Genomic DNA, 17,643 nt, shown 5'->3' with positions numbered 1-17,643 from the left:
CAACGGCGTGCCACAGCCAAATGACGAAGATCACACGGTCGACATCATGTTCGTCGTCGACCCGGGCAAGCGTGCCTACGTGAACCGCATCAACTACCGCGGCAACACCAAGACCGAAGACGAAGTGCTGCGCCGCGAAATGCGCCAGATGGAAGGCGGCTGGGCGTCGACCTACCTGATCGACCAGTCCAAGACCCGCCTGGAGCGCCTGGGCTTCTTCAAGGAAGTCAACGTCGAAACCCCGCCGGTACCGGGCACCGACGACCAGGTCGACGTCAACTACAGCGTCGAAGAGCAAGCGTCCGGTTCGATCACCGCCAGCGTCGGTTTCGCCCAGAGCGCCGGCCTGATCCTCGGCGGTTCGATCAGCCAGACCAACTTCCTCGGTACCGGTAACAAGGTGTCGATCGGCCTGACCCGGTCCGAATACCAGACCCGCTACAACTTCGGCTTCGTTGACCCCTACTTCACAGCTGACGGTGTCAGCCTGGGCTACAACGCGTTCTACCGCAGCACCGACTACGACGACCTCGACGTCGACGTGGCCAGCTATGCGGTCGATAGCCTGGGTGCGGGCGTCAGCCTCGGCTACCCGATCAGCGAAACGTCGCGCCTGACCTACGGCCTGAGCGTGCAGCAGGACAAGATCAAGACCGGCCGTTACACCGTCGACGAGATCTTCGACTTCCTCGAGCAAGAGGGCGACAACTTCCTGAACTTCAAGGCCTCGGTCGGCTGGTCCGAGTCGACCCTGAACAAAGGCGTACTGGCAACCCGTGGTCACTCCCAGAGTCTGACCCTGGAAACCACCATTCCGGGCAGCGACCTGTCGTTCTACAAGCTCGACTACCGCGGCCAGCTGTTCAAGCCAATCAACAACGACTACACCCTGCGCCTGCACACTGAACTGGGCTATGGTGATGGTTTCGGCGGTACTTCCGGCCTGCCGTTCTACGAGAACTACTACGCGGGTGGTTTCAACTCCGTTCGTGGTTTCAAGGACAGCAGCCTGGGTCCGCGCAGCACGCCAAGCGATGGGACCAATTCCGGTACCATTCGCGACCCGGATCAGGATCCGCTACCGTTCGGCGGCAACGTACTGGTTCAGGGCGGCGTAGAACTGCTGTTCCCGCTACCGTTCGTCAAGGACCAGCGTTCGCTGCGCACCTCCGTGTTCTGGGATGTGGGTAACGTGTTCGACACCAATTGCGGCAGCAAGCCGGATTGCGAAAAGGTCGGCTTCTCTGGCATGGCAAGTTCCGTCGGCCTGGGTGTCACCTGGATTACTGCCCTGGGCCCGTTGAGCTTCAGCCTGGCAATGCCGGTCAAGAAGCCGGACGATGCCGATACCCAGGTGTTCCAATTCTCTCTGGGCCAGACCTTCTAAGGTCGGCCCTAGCTTAACGACAACGGTTTATCCAGGAGTGCATCGTGCGTAAATTGGCTCAACTGGCCGTAGTGGCCGCGGCGCTGGTCGCCACCCCGGCGTTCGCCGAAATGAAAATCGCCGTGCTGAATTATCAGATGGCCCTGCTCGAATCCGATGCCGCCAAGAAATACGCGGTAGATGCCGAGAAGAAGTTCGGCCCGCAGCTGACCAAGCTCAAGGGCTTGGAGAGCAGCGCCAAGGGCCTCAAGGATCGCCTGATCAAGGGCGGTGACAAGATGGCTGACACCGAGCGTGAGCGCCTCGAACTCGAATTCAATCAGAAAGCCCGTGACTTCCAGCTGCAGTCCAAGCAATTGAACGAAGCCAAGGCAGTCGCCGACCGCGACATGCTCAAGCAGCTCAAGCCCAAGCTCGATGGCGCAGTCGAGGAGGTGATCAAGAAGGGCGGTTACGACCTGGTTCTCGAGCGTGGTGCGGTCATCGATGTCAAACCTCAGTACGACATCACCCGCCAAGTCATCGAGCGCATGAACCAAGCCCGTTGATATGACCGTGACCATGACGCTCGGCCAGTTGGCCGAGGCCCTCGGGGCCACCTTGAAAGGCTCCGAGGCACAGCAGATTACCGGACTGGCTACCTTGCAGGAGGCCGGCCCCGGTCAATTGAGCTTTCTCGCCAATCCGCAGTACCGCAAATACCTGGATGACAGCCAGGCAGCTGCGGTGCTGCTCAAGGCTGCGGACGCCGAAGGCTTTGCTGGCAATGCGCTGATCGTGGCCGACCCGTACCTGGCTTACGCGCGCATCTCCCACCTGTTCGACCCAAAACCCAAGGCTGTGGCGGGAATTCATCCCAGCGCCGTGGTGGCTGAGGACGCACAGGTCGATGCCAGTGCCAGCATCGGGCCGTTCGTGGTCATCGAGAGCGGTGCACGTATCGATGCCAACGTCAGCATTGGCGCGCATTGCGTAATCGGTGCGCGATGCGTGGTCGGGGAGAGCGGCTGGCTTGCACCGCGGGTCACGCTGTACCACGACGTGACCATCGGCAAGCGCGTGGTCATCCAGTCGGGCGCGGTGATCGGCGGTGAGGGCTTCGGCTTCGCCAACGAGAAGGGTGTATGGCGCAAGATCGCTCAGATTGGTGGGGTCACCATCGGTGACGACGTAGAAATCGGCGTCAACACCGCGGTAGACCGTGGCGCGCTGTCCGACACGCGGATTGCTGACGGGGTCAAGCTCGACAATCAGATTCAGATCGCGCACAACGTGCAGATTGGCGAGCATACGGCCATGGCCGCTTGCGTCGGGATCTCCGGCAGCACGCGCATCGGCAAGCACTGCACCATCGCTGGCGGTGTCGGCATGGTCGGTCACATTGATGTCTGCGATAACGTATTCGTTTCCGGGATGACCATGGTCACCCGTTCGATCACTGAACCAGGTGCCTATTCTTCCGGTACTGCCATGCAGCCATTGGCTGACTGGCGCAAAAGCGCTGCGCGTATTCGCCAGTTGGATGATATGTCCAAGCGTCTCCAGCAGCTGGAAAAACGTGTCGCTGGCGTGACCTCAGGTGGCCAGCCGACATCAGAAGGCTGATATCCTTTCCTGATCGAGAGTGAACAGTCGCTAGCTGGCTCCTCTTTGGATTGCAAAAGGAGCGTGTGGTCAGCCCCTGCGCTCCCTATTCTTATTACAGGCTTCCCCCCGAAATGATGGACATCAACGAGATTCGCGAATACCTGCCTCACCGCTACCCGTTCCTGCTGGTAGACCGTGTGACGGATCTGGACTTCGAGGCCCAGAGCATTCGTGCCTACAAGAATGTCAGCATCAACGAGCCCTTCTTCAACGGGCATTTCCCGGAACACCCGGTGATGCCAGGCGTGCTAATCATTGAAGCCATGGCCCAGGCTGCAGGCATTCTCGGTTTCAAGATGCTCGACACCAAGCCGGCCGACGGCACCCTTTACTATTTCGTCGGTTCCGACAAGCTGCGTTTCCGTCAGCCGGTAATGCCGGGCGACCAGCTGGTATTGGAAGCCAAGTTCATCGGTCGCAAGAAGACCATCTGGAAATTCGAGTGCCGCGCCCTGGTCGACGGTAAGCCTGTGTGCTCGGCCGAGATCACCTGCGCGGAACGTGAGCTATGAATTTGATTGATCCGCGGGCGATCATCGACCCTTCGGCCAAGCTGGCCGACGGCGTCGAGGTCGGCCCGTGGTCGATCGTTGGCCCCGACGTTGAAATCGGGGAGGGCACCGTCATCGGTCCCCACGTGGTGCTGAAGGGCCCTACCCGGATCGGCAAGCACAACCGCATCTACCAGTTCTCCTCGATCGGCGAAGACACCCCGGACCTCAAGTACAAGGGTGAACCGACACGCCTGGTGATTGGTGATCACAATGTGATCCGCGAAGGCGTGACCATCCACCGCGGCACGGTGCAGGATCGCGCCGAGACCACGCTGGGCGACCACAACCTGATCATGGCCTATGCCCATATCGGCCATGACAGCGTGATCGGCAACCACTGCATTCTGGTCAACAACACGGCGCTTGCAGGGCATGTGCATGTCGGTGACTGGGCGATCCTCTCCGGCTTCACCCTGGTGCACCAGTACTGCCATATCGGCGCTCACGCGTTTTCCGGCATGGGCACAGCGATCGGCAAGGACGTTCCGGCCTTCGTCACGGTGTTCGGCAGCCCCGCCGAAGCCCGTAGCATGAACTTCGAAGGCATGCGCCGTCGTGGCTTCAGCGACGAGGTGATCCACGCCCTGCGTCGCTCCTACAAGATCGTCTACCGTCAGGGCCTGACCGTTGACGAAGCGGTCAAGGAGCTGGACGACCTGTGCAGCAAGCACTGCGAGGTCGAGCTGTTCCGTCAGTCGATCGTGCATTCCGCCCGCGGCATCACCCGCTGACATGGCGCAACTCTGTGTAGCCCTGGTCGCGGGTGAGGCCAGCGGCGACATCCTCGGTTCCGGTCTGATGCGCGCCTTGAAGGCGCGCCATCCTGATGTGCGCTTCATCGGTGTCGGTGGCCCGCTCATGGAGGCCGAAGGCCTGCAGTCGTATTTCCCCATGGAACGCCTCGCGGTCATGGGCCTGGTCGAAGTACTGGGGCGCCTGCGTGAGTTGCTCAAGCGGCGCAAGGAATTGATCCAGACCCTGATTGCGCAGAAACCTGATGTGTTCATTGGCATCGACGCACCTGATTTCACCCTCAATATCGAATTGAAACTGCGTCAGGCCGGCATCAAGACCGTGCATTACGTCAGCCCGTCGGTCTGGGCCTGGCGGCAGAAACGCGTGCTGAAGATCCGCGAGGGTTGCGACCTGATGCTGACGCTGCTGCCTTTCGAAGCGCGCTTCTATGAAGAGCAGGGCGTGCCGGTGCGCTTCGTTGGCCATCCGTTGGCCGATACCATACCGCTCGAGGCTGATCGGCAGGCAGCGCGCACGGCGCTTGGCCTGGGTGCGAGCCCGGTGGTGGCGTTGATGCCCGGCAGTCGTGGTGGTGAGGTGGGGCGCCTGGGGGCGCTGTTCCTCGACGCTGCCCAGCACCTGCGGGACATGGTGCCTGGCGTTCACTTCGTGCTTCCCTGCGCCAACGCGGCGCGGCGTGCGCAGATCGAACAGATGCTGGAAGGCCGCGAGTTGCCCCTGACGTTGCTCGACGGCCAGTCGCATCAGGCGCTGGCCGCCTGCGATGCCGTACTGATCGCCTCGGGTACCGCCACCCTCGAGGCCATGCTGTACAAGCGCCCGATGGTCGTGGCCTATCGCTTGGCGCCACTGACTTACTGGATTCTCAAACGCCTGGTAAAAAGCCCCTACGTTTCGTTGCCGAACTTGCTTGCTCAACGCGAGCTGGTGCCCGAGCTGTTGCAGGACGCCGCGACCAGCGAAGCCCTGGCGCAGACCCTGGCGCCGCTGGTGGCCGACGGCAGCCAGCAGACTGAACGTTTCGACGAGATCCACCGTACCCTGCGCCGCGACGCCTCCAACCAGGCGGCAGACGCGGTACTCGCTTTGCTGAAGGACCGCTGACATGCAGATAGGACTGGACTTCAACCTGGTCGAAGACCTGGTCGCCGGCGTCGACGAAGTCGGCCGCGGCCCCCTGTGCGGTGCGGTGGTCACGGCGGCTGTGATTCTCGACCCGGCACGGCCTATTCTGGGCCTGAACGATTCGAAGAAACTCACCGAAGCCAGGCGCGAAGCGTTGTTCGACGAGATCTGCGAGAAAGCGCTGAGCTTTTGCATTGCCCGCGCCGAGGTCGAGGAAATCGACCGGCTGAATATCCTTCAGGCGACCATGCTGGCCATGCAGCGTGCGGTCGAGGGCTTGAGCGTAACGCCCAAGCTTGCGCTGATCGACGGTAATCGCTGCCCTAAACTGGCGGTGCCGGCAGCGCCGGTCATCAAGGGTGATAGCCAGGTTCCGGCTATCGCGGCGGCATCGATCCTGGCCAAGGTGACCCGTGACCGTGAGATGAGCGCGTTCGAGCTGATCTACCCGGGATACGGGATTGGCGGGCACAAGGGCTACCCGACGCCGGTGCATCTTGAAGCCCTGGCGCGGTTGGGGCCGACGCCCATTCATCGGCGTTCCTTTGCGCCGGTGCGCGCTGCCTGGGAAGCCCGAGAGGGGCTTGCCGATTCTCTAATCTGAAACATTTGGGGCCGCTCTGCGGCCCCAAATGTTTAGCGCATTTACGCTACAATCCCGCCTTTGTCGTTCAGCACTGCTACAGGATCTTCCATGTCGGTTCCCTTCGTTCACCTGCGCGTCCACTCCGAATTCTCGCTGGTCGACGGCCTGGTGCGGATCAAACCGCTGGCCAAGGCGCTGGCCGGGATGAACATGCCGGCGGTGGCGATCACCGACCAGAGCAACATGTGCTCGCTGGTGAAGTTCTACAAGACCGCCATGGGCGCGGGCATCAAGCCGATCTGCGGCGCCGACCTGTGGTTGGCCGGGGCAGACCCGGAAGCCCCGCTGTCGCGGATCTGCTTCCTGGCCATGGATCCCAAGGGTTATCGCAATCTCACTGAATTGATCTCGCGTGGCTGGACCGATGGCCAGCGCAACGGGCTGGTGATCCTTCAGCGCGAGTGGATTGCCCCCGCTAGCGAGGGGCTGATTGCTCTGTCCGCCGGCAAGCAAGGCGATATCGGCATGGCCCTGATGGCGGGCCGTGCGGATGAGGCCGAGTCGCTGCTGAACGACTGGCTGGGTATGTTCCCGGAGCGCTTCTATGTCGAGGTGCAGCGCACCAACCGTGCTGGTGACGAGGAATATGTTCACGCCGCCGTGGCGCTGGCCGACAAGCTCGGCGCACCGCTGGTGGCGACCAACGATGTGCGCTTCATCAAACAGTCCGACTTCGACGCCCACGAAAGCCGCGTGTGCATCGGTGAGGGCTGGACCCTGGACGACCCGCGTCGCCCGCGAATGTACAGCGACCAGCAGTACCTCAAAAGCGCGGAGGAAATGGCCGAGCTGTTCAGCGACCTGCCCGACGCCATCGCCAACACCGTCGAGATCGCCAAGCGCTGCAACATACAGGTGCAACTGGGCAAGTACTTCCTGCCCGACTTCCCGACGCCCAACGGCATGGGCATCGACGACTACCTGCGCCACGTTTCCCACGAAGGCCTGGAGGAGCGCCTGGCGGTGCTGTGGCCCAAGGAGACCACGCCCAACTACGAAGAGAAGCGTCAGGTCTACCTGGACCGCCTGAAGTTCGAGCTGGATATCATCATCCAGATGGGCTTCCCCGGCTACTTCCTGATCGTGATGGACTTCATCAAGTGGGCCAAGAACAACGACGTCCCGGTTGGCCCTGGGCGGGGCTCGGGTGCTGGCTCGCTGGTGGCCTACGTCCTCAAGATCACCGACCTCGACCCGCTGGCCTACGACCTGCTGTTCGAACGTTTCCTCAACCCTGAACGTGTTTCCATGCCCGACTTCGACGTCGACTTCTGCATGGATGGCCGTGACCGGGTGATCGATTACGTGGCCGATGCCTACGGGCGCAACGCGGTCAGCCAGATCATCACCTTCGGCACCATGGCCGCCAAGGCGGTGGTGCGCGACGTGGCGCGGGTGCAGGGCAAGTCCTACGGCCTGGCCGACCGTCTGTCGAAGATGATTCCGTTCGAAGTGGGCATGACCCTGGAGAAAGCGTACGAGCAGGAAGAGATCCTGCGCGACTTCCTCAAGGGTGACGAAGATGCGCGCGAAATCTGGGACATGGCGCTCAAGCTCGAAGGCGTCACCCGGGGTACCGGCAAGCACGCCGGGGGCGTGGTAATCGCCCCGACCAAACTCACCGATTTCGCACCCATCGCCTGTGACGAAGAGGGTGGCGGCCTGGTGACCCAGTTCGACAAGGACGACGTCGAGGCTGCCGGCCTGGTCAAGTTCGACTTCCTTGGCCTGCGCACCCTGACCATCATCAAGTGGGCGATGGAGATCATCAACCGCGAGCAGGCCAAGAACAACCTGCCCGACCTCAATATCGACTTCATCCCGCTGGACGATCGCAAGACCTACGAGCTGCTGCAGAAGGCCGAGACCACGGCAGTCTTCCAGCTCGAATCGCGCGGCATGAAGGAGCTGATCAAGAAGCTCAAACCCGACTGCCTGGAAGACCTCATCGCACTGGTGGCACTGTTCCGCCCTGGCCCGCTGCAATCGGGCATGGTGGACGACTTCATCAACCGCAAGCACGGCCGCGCCGAGCTGGCCTACCCCCATGCGGACTATCAGTACGAAGGCCTCAAGCCGGTGCTGGCACCGACCTACGGCATCATCCTGTACCAGGAACAGGTGATGCAGATTGCCCAGGTCATGGCGGGCTATACCCTTGGCGGCGCCGACATGCTGCGCCGGGCCATGGGTAAGAAAAAGCCCGAGGAAATGGCCAAGCAGCGCGGTGGCTTCATCGAAGGTTGCGTGGGCAATAATATCGACGCGGATCTTGCGGGTAACATCTTCGATCTGGTGGAGAAGTTCGCAGGTTACGGCTTCAACAAATCACACTCGGCGGCCTATGGCCTGGTGTCGTACCAGACCGCCTGGTTGAAGACCCACTACCCGGCGCCTTTCATGGCCGCGGTACTGTCGGCGGATATGCACAACACCGACAAGGTGGTGGTGCTGGTCGAGGAAGTGCGCAGCATGAAACTGCGCCTCGATGCGCCGGACGTGAACTTCTCCGACTTCAAGTTCACGGTCAATGACGATGGGCGGATCGTCTACGGCCTTGGTGCGATCAAGGGCGTCGGTGAAGGCCCGGTGGAGGCCATCGTCGAGGCGCGGGCCCAGGGCGGCCCGTTCAAGGACTTGTTCGACTTCTGCGAGCGCATCGACCTCAAGCGCGTCAACAAACGTACCCTCGATGCGCTGGTTCGCAGCGGCGCACTGGACCGGCTCGGCCCGCACTTCCATGACGAAATCAAGGCCTACCACGCCAATATCGACATCAACCGTGCAACGTTGCTCTCCGCGCTGGGTGAGGCCATCAAGGCCGCCGAACAGGCGGCCCACACCGCCGACAGCGGTCACGTCGACCTGTTCGGCGGCATGTTCGATGCCCCGGATATCGACGTCTATGCCAACCACCGCAAGGTGCGCGAGCTGACGCTCAAAGAGCGCCTGAAGGGCGAGAAGGACACCCTCGGCCTTTATCTCACTGGCCACCCGATCGATGAATACGAGGCCGAAATACGCCGCTTCGCCCGCCAGCGCATCATCGACCTGAAGCCGTCGCGCGAGACCCAGACCATCGCCGGGATGATCATTGCCCTGCGGGTGATGAAGAACAAGAAGGGCGACAAGATGGGCTTCGTTACCCTCGACGACCGTTCCGGGCGCATCGAGGCCTCGTTGTTCGCCGATGCGTACATGGGCGCTCAAGCTTTGTTGCAGAATGATGCGATGGTCGTCGTCGAAGGCGAAGTCAGCAATGACGACTTCTCCGGCGGCCTGCGCCTGCGTGTGAAGCAGGTGATGACCCTGGAAGATGCCCGCACCAAGCTGGCCGAGAGCCTGCGCCTGAAGATCACCCACGAGGCGCTCAAGGGCGACCGCCTGAACTGGCTGGGCGAGCTGATCACCCGCCACCGCGGCGGTTGCCCGATCACCCTGGAGTACACCGGCAGCGATGCCAAGGCCATGCTGCAGTTCGGCGAGCAGTGGTCGATCGACCCGGCCGATGGCTTGATTCAGGCGCTGCGTGACCAGTTCGGGCGTGAGAACGTCTTCCTGCAATATCGTTGAACCGACGCAATTTAATCTCGACCTGAACGCGCCTGATCCCTTAAGGTAGGGCGCCAAACGGATCAACCGGCCGGCCGCCTGGCCGTAGACCCAAGACGGATGACTATGAACCCGAATTTTCTCGATTTCGAACAGCCGATTGCCGACCTGCAAGCCAAGATCGAAGGGCTGCGCCTGGTGGGTAACGACAACTCGCTGAACATCAGCGATGAAATTGCCCGTCTGCAAGACAAGAGCAACACCCTGACCGAAAGCATCTTCGGCAACCTGACCAGCTGGCAGATCGCCCGCCTGGCCCGCCACCCACGTCGTCCTTACACCCTGGACTACCTGGAGCACATCTTCACCGAGTTCGAAGAGCTGCACGGCGACCGCCACTTCTCCGACGACGCCGCCATCGTCGGTGGTACCGCCCGCCTGGATGGCAAGCCGGTCATGGTCATCGGCCACCAGAAGGGCCGTGAAGTACGCGAAAAGGTGCGTCGCAACTTCGGCATGCCGCGCCCTGAAGGCTACCGCAAGGCGTGCCGCCTGATGGAAATGGCCGAGCGCTTCAAGATGCCGATCCTGACCTTCATCGACACCCCGGGTGCCTACCCGGGCATCGACGCCGAAGAGCGCAACCAGAGCGAAGCGATCGCTTGGAACCTGCGTGTCATGGCGCGCCTGAAGACGCCGATCATTGCCACTGTGATCGGTGAAGGTGGTTCCGGCGGTGCGCTGGCCATCGGTGTGTGCGACCAGCTGAACATGCTGCAGTACTCGACCTACTCGGTGATTTCGCCGGAAGGCTGCGCCTCGATCCTGTGGAAGACCGCCGACAAGGCCGCCGACGCTGCCGAGGCCATGGGCATCACCGCCGAGCGCCTGAAGAGCCTGAACATCGTTGACAAGGTTATTCAGGAACCACTGGGCGGCGCTCACCGTGACCCGGCGAAGATGTCCGAAAGCATCCGCGCCGACCTCGTTCAGCAGTTGGACATGCTTGGCAAGCTCGACCATGACGCGCTGCTGGCCCGTCGTTACGAGCGCCTGATGAGCTACGGCCTCTGATAGAACCTGCTCCCACATTGTCCGCGTTGACGCTGATCCTTGTGGGAGCGGGCTTGCCCCGCGAATGGGGTGCAAATCACCCCCGGCAATCTCAAGCCAAGTGAGGCTACCCATGATCGACCTCACCCCCTGGCTCAATGCCCCCGCCTGGCACATCGCCTTCTCTGGCGGACTCGACTCCACCGTCCTCCTGCATCTGCTGGCTGATCACACCCGCACCCACGCAACGCCCCCACTGCACGCAATCCACATCCACCACGGTCTGCAGCCTGCAGCCGACACTTGGCCAGAGCATTGCAAAGCGGTCTGCGAGCGCCTTGGTATCAAGCTGACGACCATCCGCGTCCAGATAGCCCCCGGCGCCAGCCTGGAACAGGCTGCCCGTGATGCCCGCTATTTGGCCTTTCAGCAAATCCTCGGTTCAGGTGATGTGTTGTTCACCGGCCAACACCGCGATGATCAGGCCGAAACGTTGCTTTTCCGCCTTCTGCGCGGTGCCGGCCTGCGAGGGCTGTCTGCAATGCCGCTACAGCGGCCATTGGGGCAGGGCACACTGGTCAGGCCGCTACTGAACGTTTCGCGCACGCACTTGCACAATTATGCGCAAGCGCACGGACTGAACTGGATCGAAGATCCATCCAACACTGACACGGCATTTGCCCGTAATTTCCTGCGTGGCGAAGTGTTTCCGTTGCTGCAGCAGCGTTGGCCGCAGGCAAGCCAGAACCTGGCCCGTAGCGCCGAGCATCTGGGCGAAGCGCTGGGTCTGCTCGATGAGTTGGCCCAGGCAGACCTGGCTGTGGCCGGGGAGGGTGCGCCTGCCATCTGGTCTGGCCTCGACTCTCTGGATCTGGCGACGCTCGCGGCGCTTTCGCCAGCGCGTCAGCGCAATGCCTTGCAGCACTGGCTGAGTCGACGCACCCGCCTGCCCGACAGTCGGCACTGGGCGGGCTGGGCGGACCTGCGTGATGCGGCGGTCGATGCCCAACCCGTCTGGCAACTGACCGACGGCGAGCTTGCGCGCAGCCACGGGCGCATCTGGTGGTTGAGTGGTGATTGGTTGCAGCCGGTAGCGGGCGCGCCGCGCTGGGAACAGCCGGCCGATCCGCTGCCATTGCCTGGCAATGGCAGTGTTCGCCTGCAGGGCAGTACCCCGGGCGACTTGCGCATTGCCTACCGTCAAGGCGGCGAAGTGCTGGATGTTCCGGGCCGTGGCAAGCGCGACTTGAAACGCCTGCTCAACGAACTGCACGTCCCTAACTTCCTGCGTGCGCGCCTGCCGTTGCTGTACAGCGGCGAGCGCTTGCTGGCCGTGGCCAATCTGCCCGAACTGGGGCAGGCGGATTGCCAGCTGCACTGGCGACCTCCGACGAACGCGCAAGGTTTGAGCTGAAGGGTACATTCCGGTAGACTACCCTCCCTTCTTGATACAACTTCTGTGCGTTCCTCGGAAACACGGCAGTTGCCGATTACCAAGCAGTTTTTTGCTGGGCTGATTCTGGAAATGACGAGCGAGCTCCATGCTGGGGATACCCCTGGTCTGTACAGACGCGGCAGTTTTTCGAGATGCACTGTGATTGACGCAGGTGATCGGGGGCTTCGGCCTTCCTTCGCTTTCTCCGGCGGCCCTGGCCGCCTTAACGCAGACTTCTAGGGTTTTTCATGACGCGCTACATATTCGTCACGGGCGGTGTTGTTTCTTCATTGGGGAAAGGCATTGCCTCGGCTTCCCTGGCGGCCATCCTGGAAGCGCGGGGCCTGAAGGTCACCATGCTGAAGCTGGATCCGTACATCAACGTCGATCCTGGCACCATGAGTCCGTTCCAGCACGGTGAAGTCTTCGTCACCCACGATGGTGCCGAAACCGACCTCGACCTGGGCCACTACGAGCGGTTCATCCGCACGACCATGACCCAGAACAACAACTTCACCACCGGCCGCATCTACGAGCACGTGCTGCGCAAGGAACGTCGTGGTGATTACCTGGGCGCGACCATCCAGGTCATCCCGCACATCACTGACGAAATCAAGCGTCGCATCATCAAGGGTGCCGGCGATGCCGACGTGGCCCTGGTGGAAATCGGCGGTACCGTGGGTGACATCGAGTCGCAGCCGTTCCTCGAAGCGATTCGTCAGCTGCGTGTCGAAGTGGGCTCCAAGCGCGCCATGCTGATGCACCTGACCCTGGTCCCGTACATCGCCACCGCAGGCGAAACCAAGACCAAGCCGACCCAGCACTCGGTCAAGGAACTGCGCTCCATCGGCCTGCAGCCTGACGTGCTGATCTGCCGTTCCGACCACCCGGTCGATGCCTCGTCGCGCCGCAAGATCGCGTTGTTCACCAACGTCGAAGAGCGTGCGGTCATCTCCCTGGAAGACGTCGATACCATCTACAAGATCCCAGGTGTTCTGCACGCCCAGGGCCTGGACGACTTCGTTGTCGAGCGCTTCGGCCTGCAGTGCAATGGTGCCGACCTGTCCGAGTGGGACAAGGTGGTCGATGCCAAGCTCAATCCTGAGCAGGAAGTGACCATCGCCATGGTCGGCAAGTACATGGAGCTGCTGGACGCCTACAAGTCGCTGATCGAAGCGATGAGCCATGCCGGCATCACCAACCGTACCAAGGTCAACCTGCGCTACATCGATTCCGAAGACATCGAGAACCAGGGCACCAGCCTGCTCGAAGGCGCCGATGCCATTCTGGTGCCGGGCGGTTTCGGCCTGCGTGGCGTGGAAGGCAAGATCACCGCGGTGCAATACGCCCGTGAGAACAAGGTGCCGTACCTGGGTATCTGCCTGGGCATGCAGGTGGCCGTGATCGAGTTCGCCCGAAACGTGGTGGGCTGGAAAGACGCCAACTCCACCGAGTTCGACCGCAACAGCGGCCACCCGGTAGTCGGCCTGATCACCGAGTGGGCCGATGCCACCGGTGCCGTCGAGACCCGTACCGAAGCCTCCGACCTGGGCGGCACCATGCGCCTGGGCGCTCAGGACTGCCAGCTGGCTGCCGGTTCCAAGGTGCATGACTGCTACGGCAAGGACATCATCACCGAGCGTCACCGTCACCGCTACGAAGTGAACAACAACCTGCTGCCGCAGCTGGTCGACGCGGGCCTGCTGGTTTCCGGTCGTTCCGAAGACGGCGCGCTGGTGGAAGTGGTCGAGTCCAAGGACCACCCATGGTTCGTCGCCTGCCAGTTCCACCCGGAGTTCACCTCCACTCCGCGTGACGGTCACCCGCTGTTCAGCGGTTTCGTCAAGGCGGCCCTGGCCCAGAAGAACAAGGCCTGAAGCTGGGCTTTGATGAGTTTTCCGACGGTTAAAACCGCGCAAGGCTCATTTCTCGGGTAAAGTACGCCCCGATCTGCCCCTGACCGCACGGTCAGGGGCTGCTTTCACCCGGCCTGCCTGCTGCATCCCCGCCGGCTGAAAGGCAAGAATTCCCTAAAGCTGCGTTGTTTTCGTCAATTCTGGAGTGCTTACAACAATGGCAAAAATCGTCGACATCAAAGGTCGTGAAGTTCTCGATTCGCGTGGCAACCCCACCGTGGAAGCCGATGTACTGCTCGACAACGGCATCATCGGCAGCGCCTGCGCGCCGTCCGGTGCTTCCACCGGCTCGCGCGAAGCGCTGGAGCTGCGTGATGGCGACAAGAGCCGTTACCTGGGCAAGGGCGTGTTGAAGGCCGTCGGCAACATCAACGGCCCGATCCGTGACCTGCTGCTGGGCAAGGATCCGTCCGACCAGAAAGCCCTGGACCGCGCCATGATCGAGCTGGACGGTACCGAGAACAAGGCCAAGCTGGGCGCCAACGCCATCCTGGCTGTTTCCCTGGCTGCCGCCAAGGCCGCTGCCCAGGACCAGGACCTGCCGCTGTACGCGCACATCGCCAACCTCAACGGCACCCCGGGCCAGTACTCGATGCCGGTTCCGATGATGAATATCATCAACGGTGGCGAGCACGCCGACAACAACGTCGACATCCAGGAGTTCATGGTGCAGCCGGTTGGCGCCAAGACCTTCTCCGACGGCCTGCGCATGGGCACCGAAATCTTCCACCACCTCAAAGCTGTGCTCAAGGCCCGTAGCCTGAACACCGCCGTGGGTGACGAAGGTGGCTTCGCGCCGAACCTGGCTTCCAACGAAGACGCCCTGGGCGCCATCGCCGAGGCCGTTGAAAAAGCCGGCTACAAGCTGGGCACCGACGTGACCCTGGCCCTGGACTGCGCGGCTTCCGAATTCTATGAAGACGGCAAGTACAACCTGTCTGGCGAAGGCAAGTCGTTCGACGCCGAAGGCTTTGCCGACTACCTGAAAGGCCTGACCGAGCGCTTCCCGATCATCTCGATCGAAGACGGCCTGGACGAGTCCGACTGGGCTGGCTGGAAAATCCTCACCGACAAGATCGGCGAGAAGGTGCAACTGGTCGGTGACGACCTGTTCGTGACCAACACCAAGATCCTCAAGGAAGGCATCGAGAAGGGCATCGGTAACTCGATCCTGATCAAATTCAACCAGATCGGCTCGCTGACCGAGACCCTGGAAGCCATCCAGATGGCCAAGGCTGCCGGTTATACCGCCGTCATCTCGCACCGCTCCGGTGAAACCGAAGACTCGACCATCGCCGACCTGGCCGTGGGTACCGCTGCTGGTCAGATCAAGACCGGTTCGCTGTGCCGTTCCGACCGCGTCTCGAAGTACAACCAGCTGCTGCGCATCGAAGAGCAACTGGGCGCCAAAGCGGTTTACCGTGGTCGTGCCGAGTTTCGCGGCTAAGCAAGAGATGGTAAAAAGACAGCAGCCGAGACTGTCGGAACTTTCGTACTGAATTTTCCGATGCCTCATGCGGGTTTCTGTCAACGAAGCCTGGCCTCGGCCAGGCTTCGTGCTATTTGAAAACTGCCCGTAGCGGGCGGTCTTTTTAACCTGGATACCTTGATGCGCAGTCCTTATTGGTTGTTTCTTGTCCTGCTCCTGCTGCTCGGTGGCCTGCAGTACCGCCTGTGGGTCGGTAACGGCAGCCTGGCGCACGTGGCTGAGCTCAAGCAGCAGATCGACGAGCAGCATGCCGAGAACGAGCGGCTGCTGGAGCGTAACCGCGTGCTCGACGCCGAGGTGCTGGAGTTGAAGAAAGGTATGGAGACCGTTGAAGAGCGGGCTCGTCATGAATTGGGAATGGTCAAAGAGGGTGAAACTCTCTTCCAGCTGCCGCAAAAATGAGTGAAACACTGCCGGCCTTCTGGGCCGTGATTCCTGCTGCGGGCGTCGGTGCCCGCATGGCTGCCGACCGCCCCAAGCAATACCTGGAGCTGGCCGGGCAGACCATCCTCGAGCACAGCCTCGACTGTTTTCTTGGCCACCCCTCGCTCAAGGGCGTGGTGGTCAGCATTGCCGAACACGACCCGTACTGGCCTGGCCTGCGTTGCGCCAGCAACCCGTGCATCCAGCGTGCGCCGGGCGGTGACGAGCGTGCCGACTCGGTGCTCAATGCCTTGTTGCTGTTGCATGCCCAAGGAGCGTCGGATAATGACTGGGTACTGGTACACGATGCGGCGCGGCCGAACCTGGCGCGCAGCGACCTGGACAAGTTGTTGTCGGAGCTGGCCGATGACCCGGTAGGTGGGCTGCTGGCGGTCCCGGCGCGCGATACGCTCAAGCGGGCTGATGCCAGCGGGCGCGTCAGCGCCACCGTGGATCGCAGCACCATCTGGCAGGCTTACACGCCGCAGATGTTCCGCCTGGGGGCGCTGCATCGGGCCTTGGCCGAGAGCCTGGTGTCCGATGTGCTGGTGACCGATGAGGCGTCGGCCATCGAATGGTCCGGCCAGGCGCCGCGGCTGATCGAAGGGCGCAGCGACAACATCAAGGTGACTCGCCCGGAAGACCTGGAGTGGTTGCGTCAGCGTTGGGCCAATCGGCATTGAGTTGGCTTTGCGGGCCTCTTCGCGGGCTTGCCGAGACGTCGGACCGCCCGCGAAGAGGCCCGCAAAGCCAGCGCATCAGTTCTGCCGATACTCCGGCAACCCGGCCAGCCCTTCTTTCAGATAATCCACCAACCGCCGAACCTTGGGCGACAGATGCCGCTGCTGCGGATACAGCGCCCACACTGCCGTATTGGGTGGCTGATGCGCCTCCAGTAACGACACCAGCGCCCCACTGTTGAAGTGCTCGAGCACGTAGTAGTCCGGCAACTGGCACAACCCCATCCCCAGCAAGGCCGCATCCAGCACTGCCTGCCCACTGTTGCAGCGCCAGTTGCCCTGTACCCGCTGGCTGATCTCGCGCCCATCCTGCTGCAACGCCCACAGGTCGGAGCTGCCCACCAGGCAATTGTGCCGGGCCAGTTCGGAAAGGCTGTGCGGCCTGCCATAGCGTTCCAGATAGGCAGGCGAGGCGCACAGGTACATGCGCCGTGGCGCCAGGCGTGTGGCCACCAGCCGGGAATCGGCCAGCCGGCCCAGGCGAATCGCCAGGTCCATACCCTCGTGCAGCAGATCCAACGTGCGGTTGCTCAATTCCACGTCGACCCGCAACTGCGGGTACAGCGCCATGAAGCGCGTCACCAGCGGCACGATGAAGCGCTCCCCATAAGCCACGGCGCAGGTCATGCGCAGCAGCCCCTTGGGTTCGCTGGCCAGGTCGCCCATGGCGCGCATGGCTTCCTCTCGACCGTCCTGCAAGCGCTGGCAGTGCTGCAGGAAGGTCTGCCCGGCTTCACTGAGCGTAACCCGCCGGGTGCTGCGATACAGCAGACGGGTCTGCAGGCGCTCTTCCAGGCGGGCGATCTGCCGGCTGATATGCGATGACGACACGCCCATGCGCTCGGCAGCCGCCGTGAACTGGCCCGATTCGGCCACGGCGACGAATTCGTCGATGCCTTCCCAGCGGCTGCTCATCGATT

Annotated in this window: 15 protein-coding genes; 14 read left to right on the top strand and 1 reads right to left on the bottom strand. The window is 62.1% G+C overall.

Going from position 1 to position 17,643, the window contains the following annotated elements:
* The 14 genes from bamA to ispD all read left to right on the top strand — a co-directional run.
* The coding region (gene bamA, locus ACIPZF_RS05345; RefSeq protein WP_400796072.1) for an outer membrane protein assembly factor BamA at window positions 1-1,387 on the top strand (1,387 nt) is incomplete at its 5' end.
* Window positions 1,388-1,431: 44 nt separating this feature from the next.
* Window positions 1,432-1,935 carry an OmpH family outer membrane protein gene (locus tag ACIPZF_RS05340; RefSeq protein WP_400796069.1) on the top strand — a complete coding sequence of 168 codons (504 nt, stop codon included), beginning with the start codon at window positions 1,432-1,434 and terminating at the stop codon, window positions 1,933-1,935.
* A gap of 1 nt (window position 1,936) precedes the next feature.
* Window positions 1,937-2,992, top strand: coding sequence for a UDP-3-O-(3-hydroxymyristoyl)glucosamine N-acyltransferase (gene lpxD, locus ACIPZF_RS05335; RefSeq protein ID WP_400796067.1), 1,056 nt, complete (start codon window positions 1,937-1,939; stop codon window positions 2,990-2,992).
* 113 nt (window positions 2,993-3,105) lie between these two features.
* On the top strand, window positions 3,106-3,546 hold the full coding sequence (fabZ, locus tag ACIPZF_RS05330; protein ID WP_400796064.1) for a 3-hydroxyacyl-ACP dehydratase FabZ: 441 nt from the start codon (window positions 3,106-3,108) through the stop codon (window positions 3,544-3,546).
* Window positions 3,543-4,319 carry an acyl-ACP--UDP-N-acetylglucosamine O-acyltransferase gene (lpxA, locus tag ACIPZF_RS05325; protein ID WP_400796062.1) on the top strand — a complete coding sequence of 259 codons (777 nt, stop codon included), beginning with the start codon at window positions 3,543-3,545 and terminating at the stop codon, window positions 4,317-4,319. Before fabZ ends, lpxA begins: the two co-directional genes overlap by 4 nt.
* Window position 4,320: 1 nt before the next feature.
* Window positions 4,321-5,448, top strand: a complete 1,128-nt coding sequence (lpxB, locus tag ACIPZF_RS05320; protein WP_400796060.1) for a lipid-A-disaccharide synthase — start codon at window positions 4,321-4,323, stop codon at window positions 5,446-5,448.
* A gap of 1 nt (window position 5,449) precedes the next feature.
* A complete protein-coding gene (gene rnhB, locus ACIPZF_RS05315) occupies window positions 5,450-6,073 on the top strand; it encodes a ribonuclease HII (RefSeq protein ID WP_400796057.1) in 624 nt (207 codons plus the stop codon).
* Between the two features lie 90 nt (window positions 6,074-6,163).
* Window positions 6,164-9,688 (top strand): DNA polymerase III subunit alpha, encoded by a 3,525-nt coding sequence (gene dnaE, locus ACIPZF_RS05310; protein WP_400796054.1) that lies wholly within the window; start codon window positions 6,164-6,166, stop codon window positions 9,686-9,688.
* A 105-nt stretch (window positions 9,689-9,793) separates the two neighbouring features.
* Entirely contained in the window at window positions 9,794-10,741 is a 948-nt protein-coding gene (gene accA / locus ACIPZF_RS05305) for an acetyl-CoA carboxylase carboxyl transferase subunit alpha (RefSeq protein ID WP_186679193.1), read from the top strand.
* A 112-nt stretch (window positions 10,742-10,853) separates the two neighbouring features.
* Entirely contained in the window at window positions 10,854-12,134 is a 1,281-nt protein-coding gene (gene tilS, locus ACIPZF_RS05300) for a tRNA lysidine(34) synthetase TilS (RefSeq protein ID WP_400796051.1), read from the top strand.
* A 269-nt stretch (window positions 12,135-12,403) separates the two neighbouring features.
* Window positions 12,404-14,032: a CTP synthase gene (locus tag ACIPZF_RS05295; protein ID WP_400796048.1), complete on the top strand. Its 1,629-nt coding sequence runs from the start codon at window positions 12,404-12,406 to the stop codon at window positions 14,030-14,032.
* Between the two features lie 196 nt (window positions 14,033-14,228).
* Window positions 14,229-15,518 (top strand): phosphopyruvate hydratase, encoded by a 1,290-nt coding sequence (eno, locus tag ACIPZF_RS05290; protein WP_400796045.1) that lies wholly within the window; start codon window positions 14,229-14,231, stop codon window positions 15,516-15,518.
* A gap of 162 nt (window positions 15,519-15,680) precedes the next feature.
* A complete protein-coding gene (gene ftsB / locus ACIPZF_RS05285; RefSeq protein WP_400796042.1) occupies window positions 15,681-15,962 on the top strand; it encodes a cell division protein FtsB in 282 nt (93 codons plus the stop codon).
* Window positions 15,959-16,666 (top strand): 2-C-methyl-D-erythritol 4-phosphate cytidylyltransferase, encoded by a 708-nt coding sequence (gene ispD / locus ACIPZF_RS05280; protein WP_400796039.1) that lies wholly within the window; start codon window positions 15,959-15,961, stop codon window positions 16,664-16,666. The genes ftsB and ispD overlap by 4 nt, the downstream gene beginning before the upstream one ends.
* A gap of 75 nt (window positions 16,667-16,741) precedes the next feature.
* Here the strand turns inward: ispD and ACIPZF_RS05275 are convergent, their stop codons facing one another.
* A complete protein-coding gene (locus ACIPZF_RS05275; protein ID WP_400796036.1) occupies window positions 16,742-17,638 on the bottom strand; it encodes a LysR substrate-binding domain-containing protein in 897 nt (298 codons plus the stop codon).
* Between the last annotated feature and the right edge of the window lie 5 nt (window positions 17,639-17,643).

The organism is Pseudomonas sp. NPDC089752 (genome assembly GCF_044748725.1).
Classification (GTDB): domain Bacteria; phylum Pseudomonadota; class Gammaproteobacteria; order Pseudomonadales; family Pseudomonadaceae; genus Aquipseudomonas.
Note: the sequence above shows the minus strand (reverse complement) of the source record. Positions and strands in the feature narration are given on the sequence as shown.